The following is a 14,788-nucleotide window of genomic DNA, read 5'->3' on the forward strand; positions in this document are numbered from 1 at the left end:
GCCAACTGACAATCAGATGACTGTCTGAAAGCGCATTTTCTGCGGAGTTGTTGAAGGAAGGACCAGATGAAGATCTTAGTGCCCGTCAAGCGCGTTGTCGATTACAACGTCAAGATCCGCGTCAAGGCGGATGGTTCCGGCGTCGAGCTTGCGAACGTGAAGATGTCGATGAACCCGTTCGACGAAATCTCGGTCGAAGAAGCCCTGCGACTGAAAGAAGCCGGCAAGGCTTCGGAAGTCGTCGTCGTGTCGATCGGCCCGGCCAAGGCCGAAGAAACCCTGCGCACCGCGCTCGCCATGGGCGCCGACCGCGCCGTGCTGGTCGAGACCGACGATCTGGTCGAGCCGCTCGCCGTTGCCAAGATCCTCAAGGGCGTTACCGAAGCCGAGCAGCCCGGCCTCGTCATCGTCGGCAAGCAGGCGATCGACGACGATTCGAACCAGACCGGCCAGATGCTGTCTGCCCTGCTCGGCTGGGCCCAGGGCACCTTCGCCTCGAAGATCGAACTCGGTTCCGACAAGGCTTCCGTTACCCGCGAAGTCGATGGCGGCCTGCAGACGATCGAGATCAAGCTGCCGGCGGTGGTCACCACCGACCTGCGCCTCAACGAGCCGCGCTACGCCTCGCTGCCGAACATCATGAAGGCCAAGAAGAAGCCGCTCGACAAGAAGACCCCGGCCGATGTCGGCGTCGACACCACGCCGCGCCTGAAGGTGCTGAAGACCGAGGAGCCGTCGGGCCGCAAGGCTGGCGTCAAGGTCAAGTCTGTCGCCGAACTGGTCGACAAGCTGAAGAACGAAGCCGGCGTGCTTTGAGCGGAAAGATCCAGGGAGTTTATTGATATGGCCATTCTTCTTCTCGCCGAACACGACAATGCCCACCTTTCCGACCAGACCGCCAAGGCGCTGACGGCCGCCAGCCAGATCGGCTCGGACGTGCACGTGCTGGTCGCCGGTTCGGGTGCCGCCGCTGCTGCAGATGCAGCCGCCAAGCTTGCCGGCGTTTCCAAGGTCCTGGTTGCCGACGACGCCGCCCTCGGCCACAACCTTGCCGAACCGCTGGCGGCGCTGATTGTCTCGCTGGCCGGCAACTATGACACGATCATCGCGGCCGCCACCTCGGTTGCCAAGAACGTCCTGCCGCGCGTCGCAGCATTGCTCGACGTCATGCAGGTGTCGGAAATCACCGAAGTCGTTTCGGCCGACACGTTCAAGCGGCCGATCTATGCCGGCAACGCCATCCAGACGGTGCAGGCAACCGATGCAAAGAAGGTGATCACGGTACGCACCGCCTCCTTCGCCGCAGCCGGCCAGGGTGGCGCTGCTGCGATCGAAACGGTTGCGGCGGCTGCCGATCCGGGCCTTTCCAGCCATGTCGGCGATGCGCTGTCGTCGTCGGACCGTCCGGAACTGACCTCCGCCAAGATCATCATCTCGGGCGGCCGTGCCCTCGGCTCCTCGGAAAAGTTCCAGGAGGTCATTCTTCCAGTTGCCGACAAGCTCGGTGCAGCCGTCGGCGCCTCGCGCGCTGCCGTCGATGCCGGTTATGCCCCGAACGACTGGCAGGTCGGCCAGACCGGCAAGGTCGTCGCACCGCAGCTCTACATCGCCTGCGGCATTTCCGGCGCCATCCAGCACCTCGCCGGCATGAAGGACTCGAAGGTCATCGTCGCCATCAACAAGGACGAGGAGGCCCCGATCTTCCAGGTGGCCGACTACGGCCTCGTCGGCGATCTCTTCGAGGTTCTGCCGGAACTGCAGAAGGCACTCTGAGGCGATCAAAGCCAGTTTTTTTGCGATTGCGAATAAAAACTGGAAAAATTTTTATCGCCGGACTATCAATTTTGCCGGGCTGGCTTAACAGCCCGGCAATTTTTTTTCGGCGATAAAGCGTGCCGACTGCTTCGGACGACAAGGGAAGGCATATGATCAAGAATATCGGAATTATCGGCGCGGGTCAGATGGGCTGCGGTATTGCCCATGTCTCGGCTGCTGCCGGATACAAGGTCCATATTTACGACGTCGCCCAGGATCGCATCGAAGCCGGCCTCGCCACCATCAACGGCAACCTGGCCCGCCAGGTCACCCACGGCAAGATGACCGACGAGGAGCGCAGGAAGGCGCTGGCGCTGATCGGCGGTTCGAGCGACCTCAACGATCTCGCTCCGATGGACCTCGTCATCGAGGCCGCCACCGAGGACGAAACTGTCAAGCGCAAGATCTACGCCCAGGTTTGCCCGGTCCTGAAGCCGGAGGCGATCCTCGCTACCAATACCTCGTCGCTGTCGATCACCCGCCTCGCTTCGGCCACCGACCGTCCGGAACGCTTCATGGGCATCCACTTCATGAACCCGGTGCCGGTTATGAAGCTGGTGGAACTGGTGCGCGGCATCGCCACCGACGAGCCGACCTTCACTGCCGCCAAGGCCTATGTCAGCGCGCTCGAAAAGACGATCACCGTCGCCGAAGATTTCCCGGCCTTCATCGTCAACCGCATCCTGCTACCGATGATCAACGAGGCGATCTATACGCTTTATGAAGGTGTCGGCACCGTCGAGGCGATCGACACCGCCATGCGGCTCGGCGCCAACCATCCGATGGGCCCGCTGCAGCTTGCCGACTTCATCGGCCTCGACACCTGTCTCTCTATCATGCAGGTGCTGCACGACGGCCTGGCGGACAGCAAGTATCGCCCCTGCCCGCTCTTGGTAAAATACGTCGAAGCCGGCTGGCTCGGCCGCAAGTCCGGCCGCGGTTTCTACGACTATCGCGGCGAAAAGCCGGTCCCGACGCGCTGATCCACCGGAACGGCAATGGCTGGGATCTTTTCTCCCCGCTGGCCGGGCTTTCGCATATGGCGGTCGCTTCTTTCCCCTTCTCCCCCGCGGGGAGAAGGTGGCCCGAAGGGTCGGATGAGGGGGCCAAACGGACAGGTTTTGCCGTGGGGCTCCCCCTCATCCCGCTGCCGCGACCTTCTCCCCGCCGGGGAGAAGGGGAAGCCATCTCACGTCAGCGGAATCATTACCGCCTTGCCATAGGCCGGCCGCTCCGTCAGCCGGTCATACCAGGCCTTGAGCGCCGGCAGGTCGGCGCGCTCGATCGGCATGCCGAACCAGCCATAGGCCAGGACGCCGAGCGGAATGTCGCCGATGCCAAAACTTTCGCCGGAAAGGTAGGGCTGCTTGGCCAGCTGTGCATCGGCGATCGCCAGCACCTGGTTGCAGGCGGCGATACCGGCCGCAATCTTCTCCATGTCCCGCTGCGCCTCGGGCGTGCGCACCATACCCCAGAACACATCGACGAACGGCCTGACGACGGTTCCGAGCGTCCAGTCCATCCATTTTTCCGCCTGCGCCCGCGCCACGGGATCTTCGATCAGCAGTGTGCCGGCGCCATAACGTGCAGCAAGATAACGCACGATCGTGTTCGATTCCCACAGCACCGTCTCGCCATCCTCGATCACCGGCACCAGGCCGTTCGGATTGAGGGCGCGGTAGGCAGGCTCGTTGACGACGCCGAAAACGCCGCCGGCATCGATCCGCTCATAGGCAAGCCCGATCTCCTCGGCGCACCAGAGAACCTTCTTGACGTTGTTGGAATTCGTCCTGCCCCAGATCTTCATCGTCATTGCCTTTTTGAAAATTAGATCGATCAGCCCTGTACACCGCGTACCAGCGCCTTGGCATCTTCACTGTCCCAGGCAGCCGGACCGTTCATCGAACCGATCAGGCAACCCTTGTCGTCGACAAGCAAGGTCACCGGCAGGCCGAAAGCCAGGCCTTCCTTCTTCAGCGCGTTGAAAACGCCCATGCTGCTGTCACGGTAGAAACCGAGCTTGTCGACACCGGTTTCATCAAGGAAGGTTTTCGGCTTTTCATCGTCGCCGGTATCGATATTGACGGCGACGACCTCGAACTTGTCGCTGCCCAGCTCCTTCTGCAGGGTGTTCAACGCCGGCATTTCTTCCCGGCAGGGCACGCACCAGGTGGCCCAGAGATTGAGCAGCACCGTCTTGCCGCCAAAACTGTCGAGCGTCAGGTCCTGACCTTCCACACCCTTGAAAGCAACCGATTGCAGCTTGCGCGGTTCGTTGACACCGACCATCGCCGCCACCTGCCCCTTGGCCAGCGAGGAGAGTGACGCCACCTTGCCCTTGGCGGCTTCGCACTGTGCGGCGGCAGCAGATTGCGCCTCACCATTGCCAGACCCCATGCCCTTCACGTATACCGCTGCCGCACCGGCGATCAGTCCCGCAACCGCGGCGATCGCGATCAATTTGACAGAGGGAAGCCTGAGGGGGTTTTTAGCTGTCATTTCATTCTCCAGGATAGGCATCGCATGGCTGACGGCACCTCGGACACCAAATCCTCCAACCAGATGTGGGGCGGACGCTTCGCCTCCGGTCCGGACGCGATCATGGAGGAGATAAATGCCTCGATCGGTTTCGACAAGAAGCTTTTCGCCCAGGATATCCGCGGCTCAATCGCGCATGCGACAATGCTGGCGCATCAGGGCATCATCGCCGAAGAAGACAAGACAAAAATAGTTGAAGGCCTGCAGGCGATCCAAAAGGAGATCGAAAGCGGCAACTTCGAATTCTCCCGCCGCCTCGAAGACATCCACATGAATGTCGAGGCCAGGCTCGCCGCCCTCATCGGCCCCTCCGCCGGCCGCCTGCACACCGCCCGTTCGCGCAACGACCAGGTGGCGCTCGATTTCCGCCTCTGGGTCAAGGAAGAGCTCGAGAAGACCGAAAAGGCCCTCACCGGCCTGATCGCCGCCTTCCTCGATCGCGCCGAAGAACATGCCGACACCGTCATGCCCGGCTTCACCCACCTGCAGACCGCCCAGCCGGTGACCTTCGGGCACCATTGCATGGCCTATGTCGAAATGTTCGGCCGCGACCGCCAGCGCGTGCGCCACGCCATCGAACATCTCGACGAAAGCCCGATCGGCGCCGCAGCGTTGGCCGGCACCGGCTTCCCGATCGACCGGCACATGACCGCAAAGGCGCTCGGTTTCCGCGAGCCGACCCGCAATTCGATCGACACGGTCTCCGATCGCGATTTCGCGCTGGAATTCCTGGCGATCGCGGCAATCGCCGCCACGCATCTGTCCCGGCTCGCCGAAGAAATCGTCATCTGGTCGACACCGCAATTCGGCTTCATTCGCCTGTCGGACGCCTTCTCCACCGGCTCCTCGATCATGCCGCAGAAGAAGAACCCCGACGCCGCCGAGCTGGTGCGCGCCAAGACCGGCCGCATCAACGGCTCGCTGATCGCGCTCCTGACCGTGATGAAGGGCCTGCCGCTCGCCTATTCCAAGGACATGCAGGAAGACAAGGAGCAGGTCTTCGACGCCGCCGAGAGCCTTGAACTCGCCATCGCGGCGATGACCGGCATGGTGCGCGACATGACCATCCGCACCGACCGCATGAAGGCGGCAGCAGGCTCCGGTTATTCCACCGCCACCGACCTCGCCGATTGGCTGGTGCGCGAGGCAGGCCTGCCCTTCCGCGACGCCCACCATGTTACCGGCCGCGCCGTGGCGCTGGCCGAAAGCAAGGGTTGCGAACTGGCCCAGCTGTCGCTGGGAGAATTGCAGGCGATCCATCCCGCCGTCACCGCTGGCATCTTCGACGTGCTGACGGTGGAGGCTTCGGTCGCCAGCCGTGTGAGCTATGGCGGCACCGCGCCGGATCAGGTTCGCCGGCAGATCGCCTGGTGGCGCCAGAAGAACTGATCCCGCTTTTGTGTCTCAACAAGGCCGGCAAACTTCGCTATGAAGGACCGGCTTTTTCAAGTTTCCGAAGAGGATTTCATGCCGATGACCTTGCGAACTCTCATCCGTGTAGCGGCGGTACTTTCCGTCGTCGGCCTGGTTGCCAGCGGATGTGGCCGTCGCGGCGATCTCGACCCGCCAAGCACGCCGGTCGACAAACAGAACCAGAGGTCGAACACCGAGGCCACCCCGGTCGCGGACAAGCCCTTCATTCTCGATCCTCTTCTCTGACAGGTCATCCCCGTGAACCACTTCGAATATCGCGACGGCATTCTTTACGCCGAGGGCGTGGCCATCCCCGACATCGCCAAGGCTGTCGGCACGCCGTTCTACTGCTATTCCACGGCAACGCTGGAACGGCACTACAAGGTGTTCTCCCAGGCCTTCGCCGATCTCGATTCGCTCGTCTGCTACGCCATGAAGGCCAATTCCAACCAGGCGGTGCTGCGCACGCTCGCCCGGCTCGGCGCCGGCATCGACGTGGTATCGGAAGGTGAATTGCGCCGGGCGCTCGCCGCTGGCGTGCCGGCCAGCCGCATCATGTTCTCCGGCGTCGGCAAGACGCCGCGGGAGATGGATGCCGCGCTTGAAGCCGGCATCTACTGCTTCAACGTCGAATCCGAACCGGAGCTGGAAATCCTCAACCAGCGCGCCCTCAAGGCCGGCAAGAAGGCGCCTGTCTCCTTCCGCATCAACCCCGATGTCGATGCCCGCACCCATGCGAAAATCTCGACCGGCAAGAAGGAAAACAAGTTCGGCATTTCCTGGGAGCGCGCCCGTGCCGTCTATGCGCACGCCGCCACCCTGCCGGGCATCCACGTCACCGGCATCGACATGCACATCGGCAGCCAGATCACCGAACTGCAGCCTTTCGAGGATGCTTTCCGGCTGCTGCGCGAGCTGGTGACGACGCTGCGGGCCGACGGCCATGTGATCGACCACGTCGATATCGGCGGCGGTCTCGGCATTCCCTACCGCGAGGACAACAGCCCGCCGCCGCTGCCGGATGCCTATGCCGACATCGTCAAGAACCAGCTTCGCGACCTCAATTGCAAGGTCATCACCGAACCGGGCCGGCTGATCGTCGGCAATGCCGGCATTCTCGTCACCGAAGTCATCTATGTGAAGGACGGCGGCCAGAAGAGTTTTGTTATCGTCGATGCGGCGATGAACGACCTGATCCGCCCGACGCTCTACGAAGCCTATCACGAGATCCGCCCGGTCAGGCTGACCGCCGCCAGCGCGCCGCGCATCAAGGCCGACGTCGTCGGTCCTGTCTGCGAGACCGGCGACTATCTGGCGCTCGACCGCGAAATGGCGCAGCCCAAGCCCGGCGACCTGATCGCCGTCGGTTCCGCCGGTGCTTACGGCGCCGTGCAGGCCGGCACCTACAACAGTCGCCTGCTCATCCCCGAGGTGCTGGTGAAGGGCAACGATTTCCATGTCGTGCGTCCGCGCACCTCCTACGAGGAGCTGATCGGCCTCGATTCCATGCCCGCCTGGCTCGGCTGAGTTCGAACACGTTCCGGCGGTCAGACACGAAAAAGTGAGGGCATTTTTGCCCTTGCCCTCGCCTTCGCCACAAACAATGTTATCCTGAAAGCGCCGTTACACCGCTTCGACCCGCGCAAATTGCGGACTTTACGAGCGCCGGATCAGGAGACAGGCCGCATGACTACACCCCGCCAGGGATTGACGGGTGCCGTTCCAGAGCATTCCGCCCTTGCGCGCCGCGTCGGCACCAAGCGCTTTCTTGCCCGCCTGGTGCTGCTTACGGAACGGGTTCTGCCGCTGACGATGCTGCCGCTCGGCATTCTGGCGCTGTTTCTCTCCTTTTCCTGGTTTGGCCTGTTCCGCTTCGTGCCGGACTGGCTGCGCTGGGTAATCCTCTTCGGTTTCGTCTTTTCGTTCCTCACCGCGCTGCTGCCGCTTGCCCGCCTGCGCTGGCCGAAACCCGTCGAGGCCGACCGCCTGCTCGAAGAACGCAACAACCTGCCGCACCAGCCCGTTTCGGTGCAGGCCGACCGGCTCGCCTCGGAATCGCCCTTCGCCCGCGCGCTGTGGCAGGAACACCAGACGCGCATGGCCGCCCGCATCGCCGATCTCGATGCCGGCCTGCCGCAGCCGGATATCGCCAGCCATGACCGCTTTGCGCTGCGCATCGTTCCGGCGCTGCTGCTCGTCACCAGCTTCGCCTATTCGTTTTCCAACGGCTCCGGCACGCTCGAAGACGCCGTGACCCAGCACACGACACCCGCCATGCGGCCGGACATGCGCATCGACGCCTGGATCACACCGCCCTCCTATACCGGCCGCGCACCGCTCTACCTGACCGGCAACGATGCGGCGGCGACAAAACTCGACGTGCCGCAATTCTCCGACCTGACCGTGCGCATCACCGGCGGCGACGGTACCGAGAAGGTGTTGTTCAAGGGCGAAAACGCCGCCCCTGTCGAATTGACGCTGCAGGACGGCGACAAGAAGAAGACTGAGGAGCCTGCCGCCGACAAGGCAGCTGAGACCCCTGTCGATACCACCGCCGCCCGCAATCACCTGATGAAGCTTGCTGAAAGCGGCACGCTGGATGTCGGCGGTCGCAACTGGCAGTTCAACGTCATTCCCGACAAGGGGCCTGAGATCGCCTTCGACGGCATGCCGCGCCGCAGCATCAACGGCGCGCTGGAGATCGGCTTCAAGGCCAAGGACGATTACGGCATCCAGTCGGCCCATGCCGAAATCGAACCCGTCGATCAACCCGATGCCGGTGCGCTGCCGCTCTATCCGCTGCCGGAATACAAACTCGATCTGCCGCGGCGCGATTCCCGCGAGATCAAGGGCCTGACCAGCCGCAACCTGACGGAACATCCGCTTTCGGGCAAACGGGTGCGCGTCACGCTGGTCGCCACGGATGCCGCCGGCCAGACCGGCCGCAGCCCGCCGCACGAGATGGTGCTGCCGTCGCGCAATTTCAGCCAGTTGCTGGCCGCCGCCGTCGCCGAGGAGCGGCAGATCTTTTCGCTCGACGTGCGCAAGCTGCCGGAAGCGATCGCGCTCAACGAAGCGCTGACGCTGCGCGCCGACGAGACGATCCCCAACCTGACGCATTACCTGCTGATCGAATCGGCCCGCACCCGCATGCAATTGTCGCGCAACAGCGACATGCTGAAGGAAACCGCCGACTATCTCTGGGAAATCGCCCTCGGCATCGAGGACGGCAATCTGTCGCTTGCCGAACGCAAGCTGCGCGATGCGCAGCAGGCCCTGGCCGATGCGCTCGACCGCAATGCATCCGACGCCGAAATCAAGAAGCTGATGGATGAGCTGCGCAAGGCGATGGACGAATACCTCTCCGCCATGGCCGACCAGATGCGCAACAACAATTCAGCCCAGAACCAGAACGAGACGCCGCGCAACGTGCTGCGCCAGCAGGATCTGCAGGCCATGCTCGACCAGCTGGAAAATCTGGCACGCTCCGGCAATCGCGATGCTGCCAAGCAGATGCTCTCCGAGCTGCAGCGGATGATGAACAACCTGCAGGCCGGCCGCCGGCCGCAGCAGGGCCAGCAAGGCGAACAGAACAGCCAGATGCGCCAGCAGATCGACAAGCTGGGCGAAATCCTGCGCGACCAGCAGCGGCTGATGGACGACACCTTCAAGCTCGACCAGGCCTTGCGCGACCGCATGCAGCGCGGCGATCCCGATAGTGAAGGCGAGGATGGCGAATTCCTCGACCAGATGCAGCCTGACGGCCAGCAGGGCGAACAGCAGCAACAGTCGCAACAGGGCGAGAACGGCCAGCAACAGGACCTCGACCGCATGACGGCCGAACAGTTGCGCGAGGCGCTGAAGCAATTGCGCGCACAGCAGGACGGCCTCGGCAAGAAGCTGGAAGAGCTGCAGAAGGGCCTCAAGGAACTCGGCATGCAGCCCGGCGAAGGATTTGGCGAGGCTGGCCGCGAAATGAAAGGCGCCGGCCAGGCGCTCGGCGAAAGCCAGGGCGAACGCGCCGTCCAGGGCCAGGGCAAGGCGCTGGAAGCGCTGCGCAAGGGCGCCCAGGACATGATGAACCAGATGATGCAGGCCCAGCAGGGTCAGGGCCAAGGCCAGGAACAGGGCAGCGCCGAAGGCGGCCAGAACGGCCGCGATCCGCTGGGACGTCCACGCCGCGCCGAAGGCCCGGATTTCGGCGACCAGGTCAAGGTGCCTGACGAGATCGACATCCAGCGGGCACGTGAAATCCTCGAATCGATCCGCCGCCGGCTGGGCGAAAACCCCGCCGCCGAATTCGAGCGCCGTTACCTGGAACGTTTGCTGGACATCCGCTGACGCGGGTTAATTCAGTTCCAGCAAAGGAGTGTGGAGCTATTTTGCTGGAATCGCGTAGAAGCAAAAAGAGAGCGTTTCGGAGAAGAGCGGTCGTCCTGCAGCCGTTGTGACCGCCGAGCGGACCGCACTGATAAGCCAAACACCCCGGATACGGCACTTATGCCCATGCGACATAGGCAAAAGATGCCACAACCAGCAGGGCAAGAACGCTCATGACTCCGATCAGGACGGTGGATCCCGGTCGCGGAGAAATGCCCACCGGCGCACCCCAACCGACAAAAGCCGCAATGGAAAGACCCAGCCAGGCGAGAAGAAAGGTGATGGCCGCCACAACCACATCCTTGCCCGCTGGTGATGGTAATATAGCGGCAAAAACAAAGACGCCGACGATGGCCCAGACCGTCATGCCGATTATTCCTAACATGTAACGTCTTGCCGAAGCGGGCGCTGCGCGCCTGAGATTTCGCCAGAGCAGCACGGCGGGAAGGGAAAGCGCCGACAATGCCAGCAATCGGGACAGTTCCGGCAGATCCATCACCTGCGTCCGACGATACGGATTGCGCGAAACGGCGTCAAGCACCCCGCTCCTGAAACCAGGTCCGAATCTTCTTTAGGCCAAAACCTCAACAACAGTATCTCCAACAAACACTTGAAATATAAATTTGTTCATATAGCATCAATTGTGAAATGTATAGCGAAACATTACAGGGAGAAAGATGCATGTTCCGGTCATATTTATTTTCTGTATTGATTGTTTCTGCCGGACTTTATTCAACGGCACCGTTGGCTCAGGAAACCTACACCAACGAAGAGCTTGCAGCCTTCGCGCTCGAGCAAGGAAAGCCGGCTGTCGTCGCCAAGTTCCGCGGCAAGGATATTACCGTTTCAGGAACGTTCGATTCCTTTTCCGACACCGGCTACGGCAACACGGTCAGCATCTATCTCGAAGGCCAGAAGTTCAACAGCTGGAAAGCAGTCTGTACCTTTCCGCGCGACGACACGGCAGCCTATGACAAATTTGCGGCCTATACGAAGGGCTCGCCGGTTACCTTCACTGGACGGTTCCAGGAGGCCAACGATTCCTTCATGATCATCACTCTGCAACCCTGTCAGCCAGCCGGTTAACCGTAGGCTGGCCGCTTTCCTCCCCTGCCAGGAGCACGCGGCCAGCAGCACCCGCGAGGGATCAGCCGTCGCGCCAGCAGCCGAGAGCCACGTTTTTGGTGGAATTCAATAACAACGCTTCACCGGAACAACCGGCATCGTTCGTGCCGCAATAGGTACCAACCGCACCATAGATATCGAGAAGCGGACCGGAGGTTGGAGATACGCTGTTGCCTTGGATGTCCAAGCCACCGCTGCCGCTGGAGGAATCGCCGGATTTGAGTGTCCAGTTCGAGTCACTGACAGCCTGCATATCGTAGTTGCTGCCGCTGATCGTCAGCAGTGCAATCGGAATGTTGCCGGATGCCTTGCATCTCCAGACCCCGTCCGGACTCGCATAGGCACAAACAGCAGAAACGGAAAGACTTGCAGCGCATATCAGGATACGAAACGAGGCATATATAGTCATCATTCAATTCCTCCCATTGACTCCATGATCTCATCTCTCAATTGAACGCGATTGTATTGGGTAAATTGAAGTATTCACATATTTTTAAGCACGACAACAATGCCTTTAATTTTTTTATTGCGAAATCCCGCCACTTTTCCAGAGACTTCACTCTGAAATATAGGTTTTTTCGCATCGGCCAGATCAGTCTGGCGCCGAGAGTTCGCGCAGGACCGAGGCGAAAAAAGCGGCAGAAGCAGCGATCTCGCCGCTGTCGAGCGTTGGCGGTAGAATGCGCACTTCGAAGGTGAATTTTTCAGGATCCATATCGACGATGTTCGTTATGTTGAAATCGCAAAACTTCGTGAGACCCGTCTTCGCCATACGGCGCCGCGCTTCCTCCCAGGGCAGTTCGTCGAACCCAGGGCTCTCGACAAGCGCGACCAGATCCTGTGACCATCCACCAAGGCGGCGGCAACGGGGATTCGGCCGAAAGCGTTCCCGCAACGCCTGCCGTTCCCGGTGGAAAAATCGAACAAGCCGTCCCATTGCCGCAGTCGTTGCGAGCTTTGACGCATCGAAATGCATATGAACTGCCCCTTCGGCGGGCAATTCGAACCCGAGCCTGCCTGCGGGTCCGAGCAGTTTTTCAAGCGCCCGCAGGTGATCCGCGACCAACGGCCGGCTTATGATTTCGCAAGCCCTCTCCCGCTCGCCGGGCAATGGCGCAGCAATGGCGACCGGATCGCGACCCGAATCCAGCAATTTGTAAAACCCGTCCTCGTTTACCGCGATGCTGCCTCCGAACAGCGCCAGGGCAGGTTCGAGAACCGTATCGATCGGCGCTGCCGCGTCACAATGCCTGCCGAGCAGCCTCATCAGCCGCAGATCGTCACCGAGTATGCGGTACCACCCCGGCTTCGGCGCGCTGGTTCGATCGAGATCATCCTGAAGCGTCAGGTCGTCCACGAAACGCGCCAGCGGCCGGCCGTCATGGCCGAGAACCTCCCACCCGAGTGTCAATGTTTCGAACACCGGTTTGTTGGTGACGGCACTGATTTCCGCCTGCGGGTAAAACAATCGCCTTACATTTGCCCCCTCGCAGCGCGCGATTTCTTCAGCCAAGTCACGCCGGCTGGAATTCGGGGGAGCCAAAAGCTCGATTTCGAATCCGACGGTCCAGTCGATCGTTTGCATCGACGGTCCCCGACAGACTCAACCCTTGCCCTTCTGCTCGGTAATGGCGTCGTCGATGGACCCCTTGTCCCCTCCGAGAAGCTTTTCCGATATCATCTTCCGGCCTTCGCTCCTTCCGACATCCCAGTAAGCAGCAAAGAGTTCGATGTCGGCGGACGAATAGACATCTTCGGCCGGGCAAATCACCAGATTGCCGCCATTTGCCGTGCGGCCCTCGGCGATGATGTCCTTCACCTGGTTTTCATAACCGTTGATGATTTTCTGGCCCGCCATTTTGGTCATCGCGGCGATATCATTGTCCTTCCAGCTGATCGCGATAAGTCGGGCGTCGCAAACGGTGTAACCCGCCTTGACGAAGGCATCTTCCTCCGCACCGGCAAGAGCGATCTGCGGCGCGACGGTTAACCCCGCTCCCACGAGACTGATGAAGGCTAGTTTTTTGTCCATGTCGAACTCCCAAACGATCCGATGAATGATGATTCCGGGCAACCGCGACAAGCATTGGCGAGCGCGGCCACGATTGAGCGAACCCGCTACACATTTTACCGACGCCGAAGCTATCCAATTGCGTATTGTCAAGTGCATCCGCAATAGAAGAGCTTCGAGGATCTCCTGATGGAAAGGAACTCCGGATTATGAACGTATGCCGCCTTTAAAAAATTCGGAGCTCAGACGGAAATTGTAGGAATATGACTGCAACTTAAAATGTTGCAATTCTTGGAAAAGGTTCCATTTTTCAGGGAACATAATCACAAACAATAAGATAAATTTTATATTTCAATAATTTGATTTTCAAACGTCATAGTCACGAAAGTACTGCGCCTGCGGGAGCAGTCTCCCTGCTCCGGCATATGCGGACCCAAATGGCCGAAACCGGCGGCTCTACCCCTCAGGCCGCAAGCGCCATCGCCACGGCCTTGCGGATATCCGGCAGGGCAAACGGCTTCGAGACGACGTCGACGATCTTTTCCATCAGGTCGTCGGCGCGTTCCCGCTGCTCGGCATAACCGGTCATCAGCAGGATCTTCATGTTGGGATAGGCGGAAGCCGCCTTGTGGGCCAGTTCGATGCCGTCCATGACCGGCATGCGGATGTCGGAGAGAAGCAGGTCGAAAGCGCCGTCCTGCAGCTTCTCGAGCCCTTCGGCGCCGTCGGCGGCCTCATAGGTCTCGTGCCCGTCCAGCCGAAGGGCCCGGGCCACAAAACTGCGCAGGGAATCTTCGTCCTCGGTGATCAGGATTTTCGCCATGGGTTGCATCGCTCCGTCTGTTTTCTTGTCATGCCCCACGAGGGACATCACCAGAGTTTTCTTTGCGATCGGTAAACAGCCCCGGCAAGCGGAGCCCCATGGTTAACAACCGATGTCCGGCTTTCGTTCACGCGTCTCCGGTGACGACGCCGACAAACGGCAATTCGCGGAAGGCATAAGCGACATCCATACCGTAGCCGACGACGAAATAATCCGGGCATTCGAAGCCGACATAGTCCGCCTCCAGCTGCTCCTGGCGCTTGACGCGCTTGTCGAGCAGCACGGCGATGGTGACGTTGCGGGCGCCACGCTCGAACAGCAGTTCCTTGGCGAAACGCAGCGTCCGGCCGGATTCGAGAATGTCGTCGATCAGGAGCACGTCACGGCCGTGCACATCGCTGTCGATGTCCTTGACGATGCGCACGCCCTTGGACACGGTACCTGTGCCATAACTGGACAGCGTGATGAATTCGACCTCGGGCGCCAGACCCGTATCGTGCAGCGCCCGGATCAGGTCGGCGGCGAAAATGAACGACCCCTTGAGGATGGCGATGACCAGCAGGTCGCTCGTCGGACCGGCAGCGATCTGTGCCGCCATCGACAGGTTGCGTTCGGCGATCTGCTCGGCTGTGAAGAGCGGTTCGATGATCTTTCCGCGGACAACAGGCATATGGTCTTTCGCT

Annotated in this window: 16 protein-coding genes; 8 read left to right on the forward strand and 8 right to left on the reverse strand. The window is 61.0% G+C overall.

Annotation, left to right across the window (positions count from 1 at the left end; all coding sequences use genetic code 11):
* Positions 1–66 precede the first annotated feature (66 nt).
* From ACSQ3I_RS07825 to ACSQ3I_RS07835, 3 genes are all read left to right on the forward strand, one after another.
* Positions 67–816, forward strand: a complete 750-nt coding sequence (locus ACSQ3I_RS07825; protein WP_435997655.1) for an electron transfer flavoprotein subunit beta/FixA family protein — start codon at positions 67–69, stop codon at positions 814–816.
* A gap of 27 nt (positions 817–843) precedes the next feature.
* Positions 844–1,773: an electron transfer flavoprotein subunit alpha/FixB family protein gene (locus tag ACSQ3I_RS07830; protein ID WP_435997657.1), complete on the forward strand. Its 930-nt coding sequence runs from the start codon at positions 844–846 to the stop codon at positions 1,771–1,773.
* Between the two features lie 152 nt (positions 1,774–1,925).
* Positions 1,926–2,798, forward strand: a complete 873-nt coding sequence (locus ACSQ3I_RS07835) for a 3-hydroxybutyryl-CoA dehydrogenase (RefSeq protein ID WP_435997658.1) — start codon at positions 1,926–1,928, stop codon at positions 2,796–2,798.
* 206 nt (positions 2,799–3,004) lie between these two features.
* Here the strand turns inward: ACSQ3I_RS07835 and ACSQ3I_RS07840 are convergent, their stop codons facing one another.
* Both ACSQ3I_RS07840 and tlpA read right to left on the reverse strand, forming a co-directional pair.
* Positions 3,005–3,622 (reverse strand): glutathione S-transferase, encoded by a 618-nt coding sequence (locus ACSQ3I_RS07840; protein ID WP_435997660.1) that lies wholly within the window; start codon positions 3,620–3,622, stop codon positions 3,005–3,007.
* Between the two features lie 29 nt (positions 3,623–3,651).
* Positions 3,652–4,314 (reverse strand): thiol:disulfide interchange protein TlpA, encoded by a 663-nt coding sequence (tlpA, locus tag ACSQ3I_RS07845; protein ID WP_435997661.1) that lies wholly within the window; start codon positions 4,312–4,314, stop codon positions 3,652–3,654.
* Between the two features lie 24 nt (positions 4,315–4,338).
* Here tlpA and argH point away from each other — a divergent pair, with 24 nt between their 5' ends.
* From argH to ACSQ3I_RS07865, 4 genes are all read left to right on the forward strand, one after another.
* On the forward strand, positions 4,339–5,742 hold the full coding sequence (gene argH, locus ACSQ3I_RS07850; protein WP_435997663.1) for an argininosuccinate lyase: 1,404 nt from the start codon (positions 4,339–4,341) through the stop codon (positions 5,740–5,742).
* A 78-nt stretch (positions 5,743–5,820) separates the two neighbouring features.
* Positions 5,821–6,012, forward strand: a complete 192-nt coding sequence (gene lptM / locus ACSQ3I_RS07855) for an LPS translocon maturation chaperone LptM (protein ID WP_435997665.1) — start codon at positions 5,821–5,823, stop codon at positions 6,010–6,012.
* Positions 6,013–6,024: 12 nt separating this feature from the next.
* On the forward strand, positions 6,025–7,293 hold the full coding sequence (gene lysA, locus ACSQ3I_RS07860; RefSeq protein WP_435997667.1) for a diaminopimelate decarboxylase: 1,269 nt from the start codon (positions 6,025–6,027) through the stop codon (positions 7,291–7,293).
* 159 nt (positions 7,294–7,452) lie between these two features.
* Entirely contained in the window at positions 7,453–10,107 is a 2,655-nt protein-coding gene (locus ACSQ3I_RS07865; protein ID WP_435997669.1) for a TIGR02302 family protein, read from the forward strand.
* Between the two features lie 157 nt (positions 10,108–10,264).
* Here ACSQ3I_RS07865 and ACSQ3I_RS07870 read toward each other — a convergent pair whose 3' ends face one another.
* Positions 10,265–10,642 carry a hypothetical protein gene (locus ACSQ3I_RS07870; RefSeq protein ID WP_435997670.1) on the reverse strand — a complete coding sequence of 126 codons (378 nt, stop codon included), beginning with the start codon at positions 10,640–10,642 and terminating at the stop codon, positions 10,265–10,267.
* 185 nt (positions 10,643–10,827) lie between these two features.
* Between ACSQ3I_RS07870 and ACSQ3I_RS07875 the strand changes: the two genes are divergently transcribed.
* Entirely contained in the window at positions 10,828–11,232 is a 405-nt protein-coding gene (locus ACSQ3I_RS07875) for a hypothetical protein (protein ID WP_435997672.1), read from the forward strand.
* A 61-nt stretch (positions 11,233–11,293) separates the two neighbouring features.
* Here the strand turns inward: ACSQ3I_RS07875 and ACSQ3I_RS07880 are convergent, their stop codons facing one another.
* The 5 genes from ACSQ3I_RS07880 to hpt all read right to left on the reverse strand — a co-directional run bounded on the left by ACSQ3I_RS07880 (position 11,294) and on the right by hpt (position 14,775).
* A complete protein-coding gene (locus ACSQ3I_RS07880) occupies positions 11,294–11,683 on the reverse strand; it encodes a hypothetical protein (protein WP_435997674.1) in 390 nt (129 codons plus the stop codon).
* 180 nt (positions 11,684–11,863) lie between these two features.
* Positions 11,864–12,856 carry an amidoligase family protein gene (locus tag ACSQ3I_RS07885; protein ID WP_435997676.1) on the reverse strand — a complete coding sequence of 331 codons (993 nt, stop codon included), beginning with the start codon at positions 12,854–12,856 and terminating at the stop codon, positions 11,864–11,866.
* Between the two features lie 18 nt (positions 12,857–12,874).
* Entirely contained in the window at positions 12,875–13,303 is a 429-nt protein-coding gene (locus ACSQ3I_RS07890; protein WP_435997677.1) for a hypothetical protein, read from the reverse strand.
* 442 nt (positions 13,304–13,745) lie between these two features.
* Positions 13,746–14,105: a response regulator gene (locus ACSQ3I_RS07895; RefSeq protein WP_109459323.1), complete on the reverse strand. Its 360-nt coding sequence runs from the start codon at positions 14,103–14,105 to the stop codon at positions 13,746–13,748.
* A gap of 127 nt (positions 14,106–14,232) precedes the next feature.
* A complete protein-coding gene (gene hpt, locus ACSQ3I_RS07900) occupies positions 14,233–14,775 on the reverse strand; it encodes a hypoxanthine phosphoribosyltransferase (RefSeq protein WP_109459324.1) in 543 nt (180 codons plus the stop codon).
* Between the last annotated feature and the right edge of the window lie 13 nt (positions 14,776–14,788).

Origin of the sequence: Rhizobium sp. LjRoot30 (assembly GCF_964253915.1) — a bacterium.
Classification (GTDB): Bacteria; Pseudomonadota; Alphaproteobacteria; order Rhizobiales; family Rhizobiaceae; genus Metarhizobium.

Coding starts and splice junctions, on each gene's coding strand:
- ACSQ3I_RS07870 (WP_435997670.1), bottom strand. CDS start 10,642: ATGGATCTGCCGGAACTGTCCCGATTGCTGGCATTGTCGGCGCTTTCC.
- ACSQ3I_RS07830 (WP_435997657.1), top strand. CDS start 844: ATGGCCATTCTTCTTCTCGCCGAACACGACAATGCCCACCTTTCCGAC.
- ACSQ3I_RS07880 (WP_435997674.1), bottom strand. CDS start 11,683: ATGATGACTATATATGCCTCGTTTCGTATCCTGATATGCGCTGCAAGT.
- lptM (WP_435997665.1), top strand. CDS start 5,821: ATGCCGATGACCTTGCGAACTCTCATCCGTGTAGCGGCGGTACTTTCC.
- argH (WP_435997663.1), top strand. CDS start 4,339: ATGGCTGACGGCACCTCGGACACCAAATCCTCCAACCAGATGTGGGGC.
- tlpA (WP_435997661.1), bottom strand. CDS start 4,314: ATGACAGCTAAAAACCCCCTCAGGCTTCCCTCTGTCAAATTGATCGCG.
- ACSQ3I_RS07890 (WP_435997677.1), bottom strand. CDS start 13,303: ATGGACAAAAAACTAGCCTTCATCAGTCTCGTGGGAGCGGGGTTAACC.
- hpt (WP_109459324.1), bottom strand. CDS start 14,775: ATGCCTGTTGTCCGCGGAAAGATCATCGAACCGCTCTTCACAGCCGAG.
- ACSQ3I_RS07885 (WP_435997676.1), bottom strand. CDS start 12,856: ATGCAAACGATCGACTGGACCGTCGGATTCGAAATCGAGCTTTTGGCT.
- ACSQ3I_RS07895 (WP_109459323.1), bottom strand. CDS start 14,105: ATGGCGAAAATCCTGATCACCGAGGACGAAGATTCCCTGCGCAGTTTT.
- ACSQ3I_RS07825 (WP_435997655.1), top strand. CDS start 67: ATGAAGATCTTAGTGCCCGTCAAGCGCGTTGTCGATTACAACGTCAAG.
- ACSQ3I_RS07835 (WP_435997658.1), top strand. CDS start 1,926: ATGATCAAGAATATCGGAATTATCGGCGCGGGTCAGATGGGCTGCGGT.
- ACSQ3I_RS07840 (WP_435997660.1), bottom strand. CDS start 3,622: ATGAAGATCTGGGGCAGGACGAATTCCAACAACGTCAAGAAGGTTCTC.
- ACSQ3I_RS07875 (WP_435997672.1), top strand. CDS start 10,828: ATGTTCCGGTCATATTTATTTTCTGTATTGATTGTTTCTGCCGGACTT.
- ACSQ3I_RS07865 (WP_435997669.1), top strand. CDS start 7,453: ATGACTACACCCCGCCAGGGATTGACGGGTGCCGTTCCAGAGCATTCC.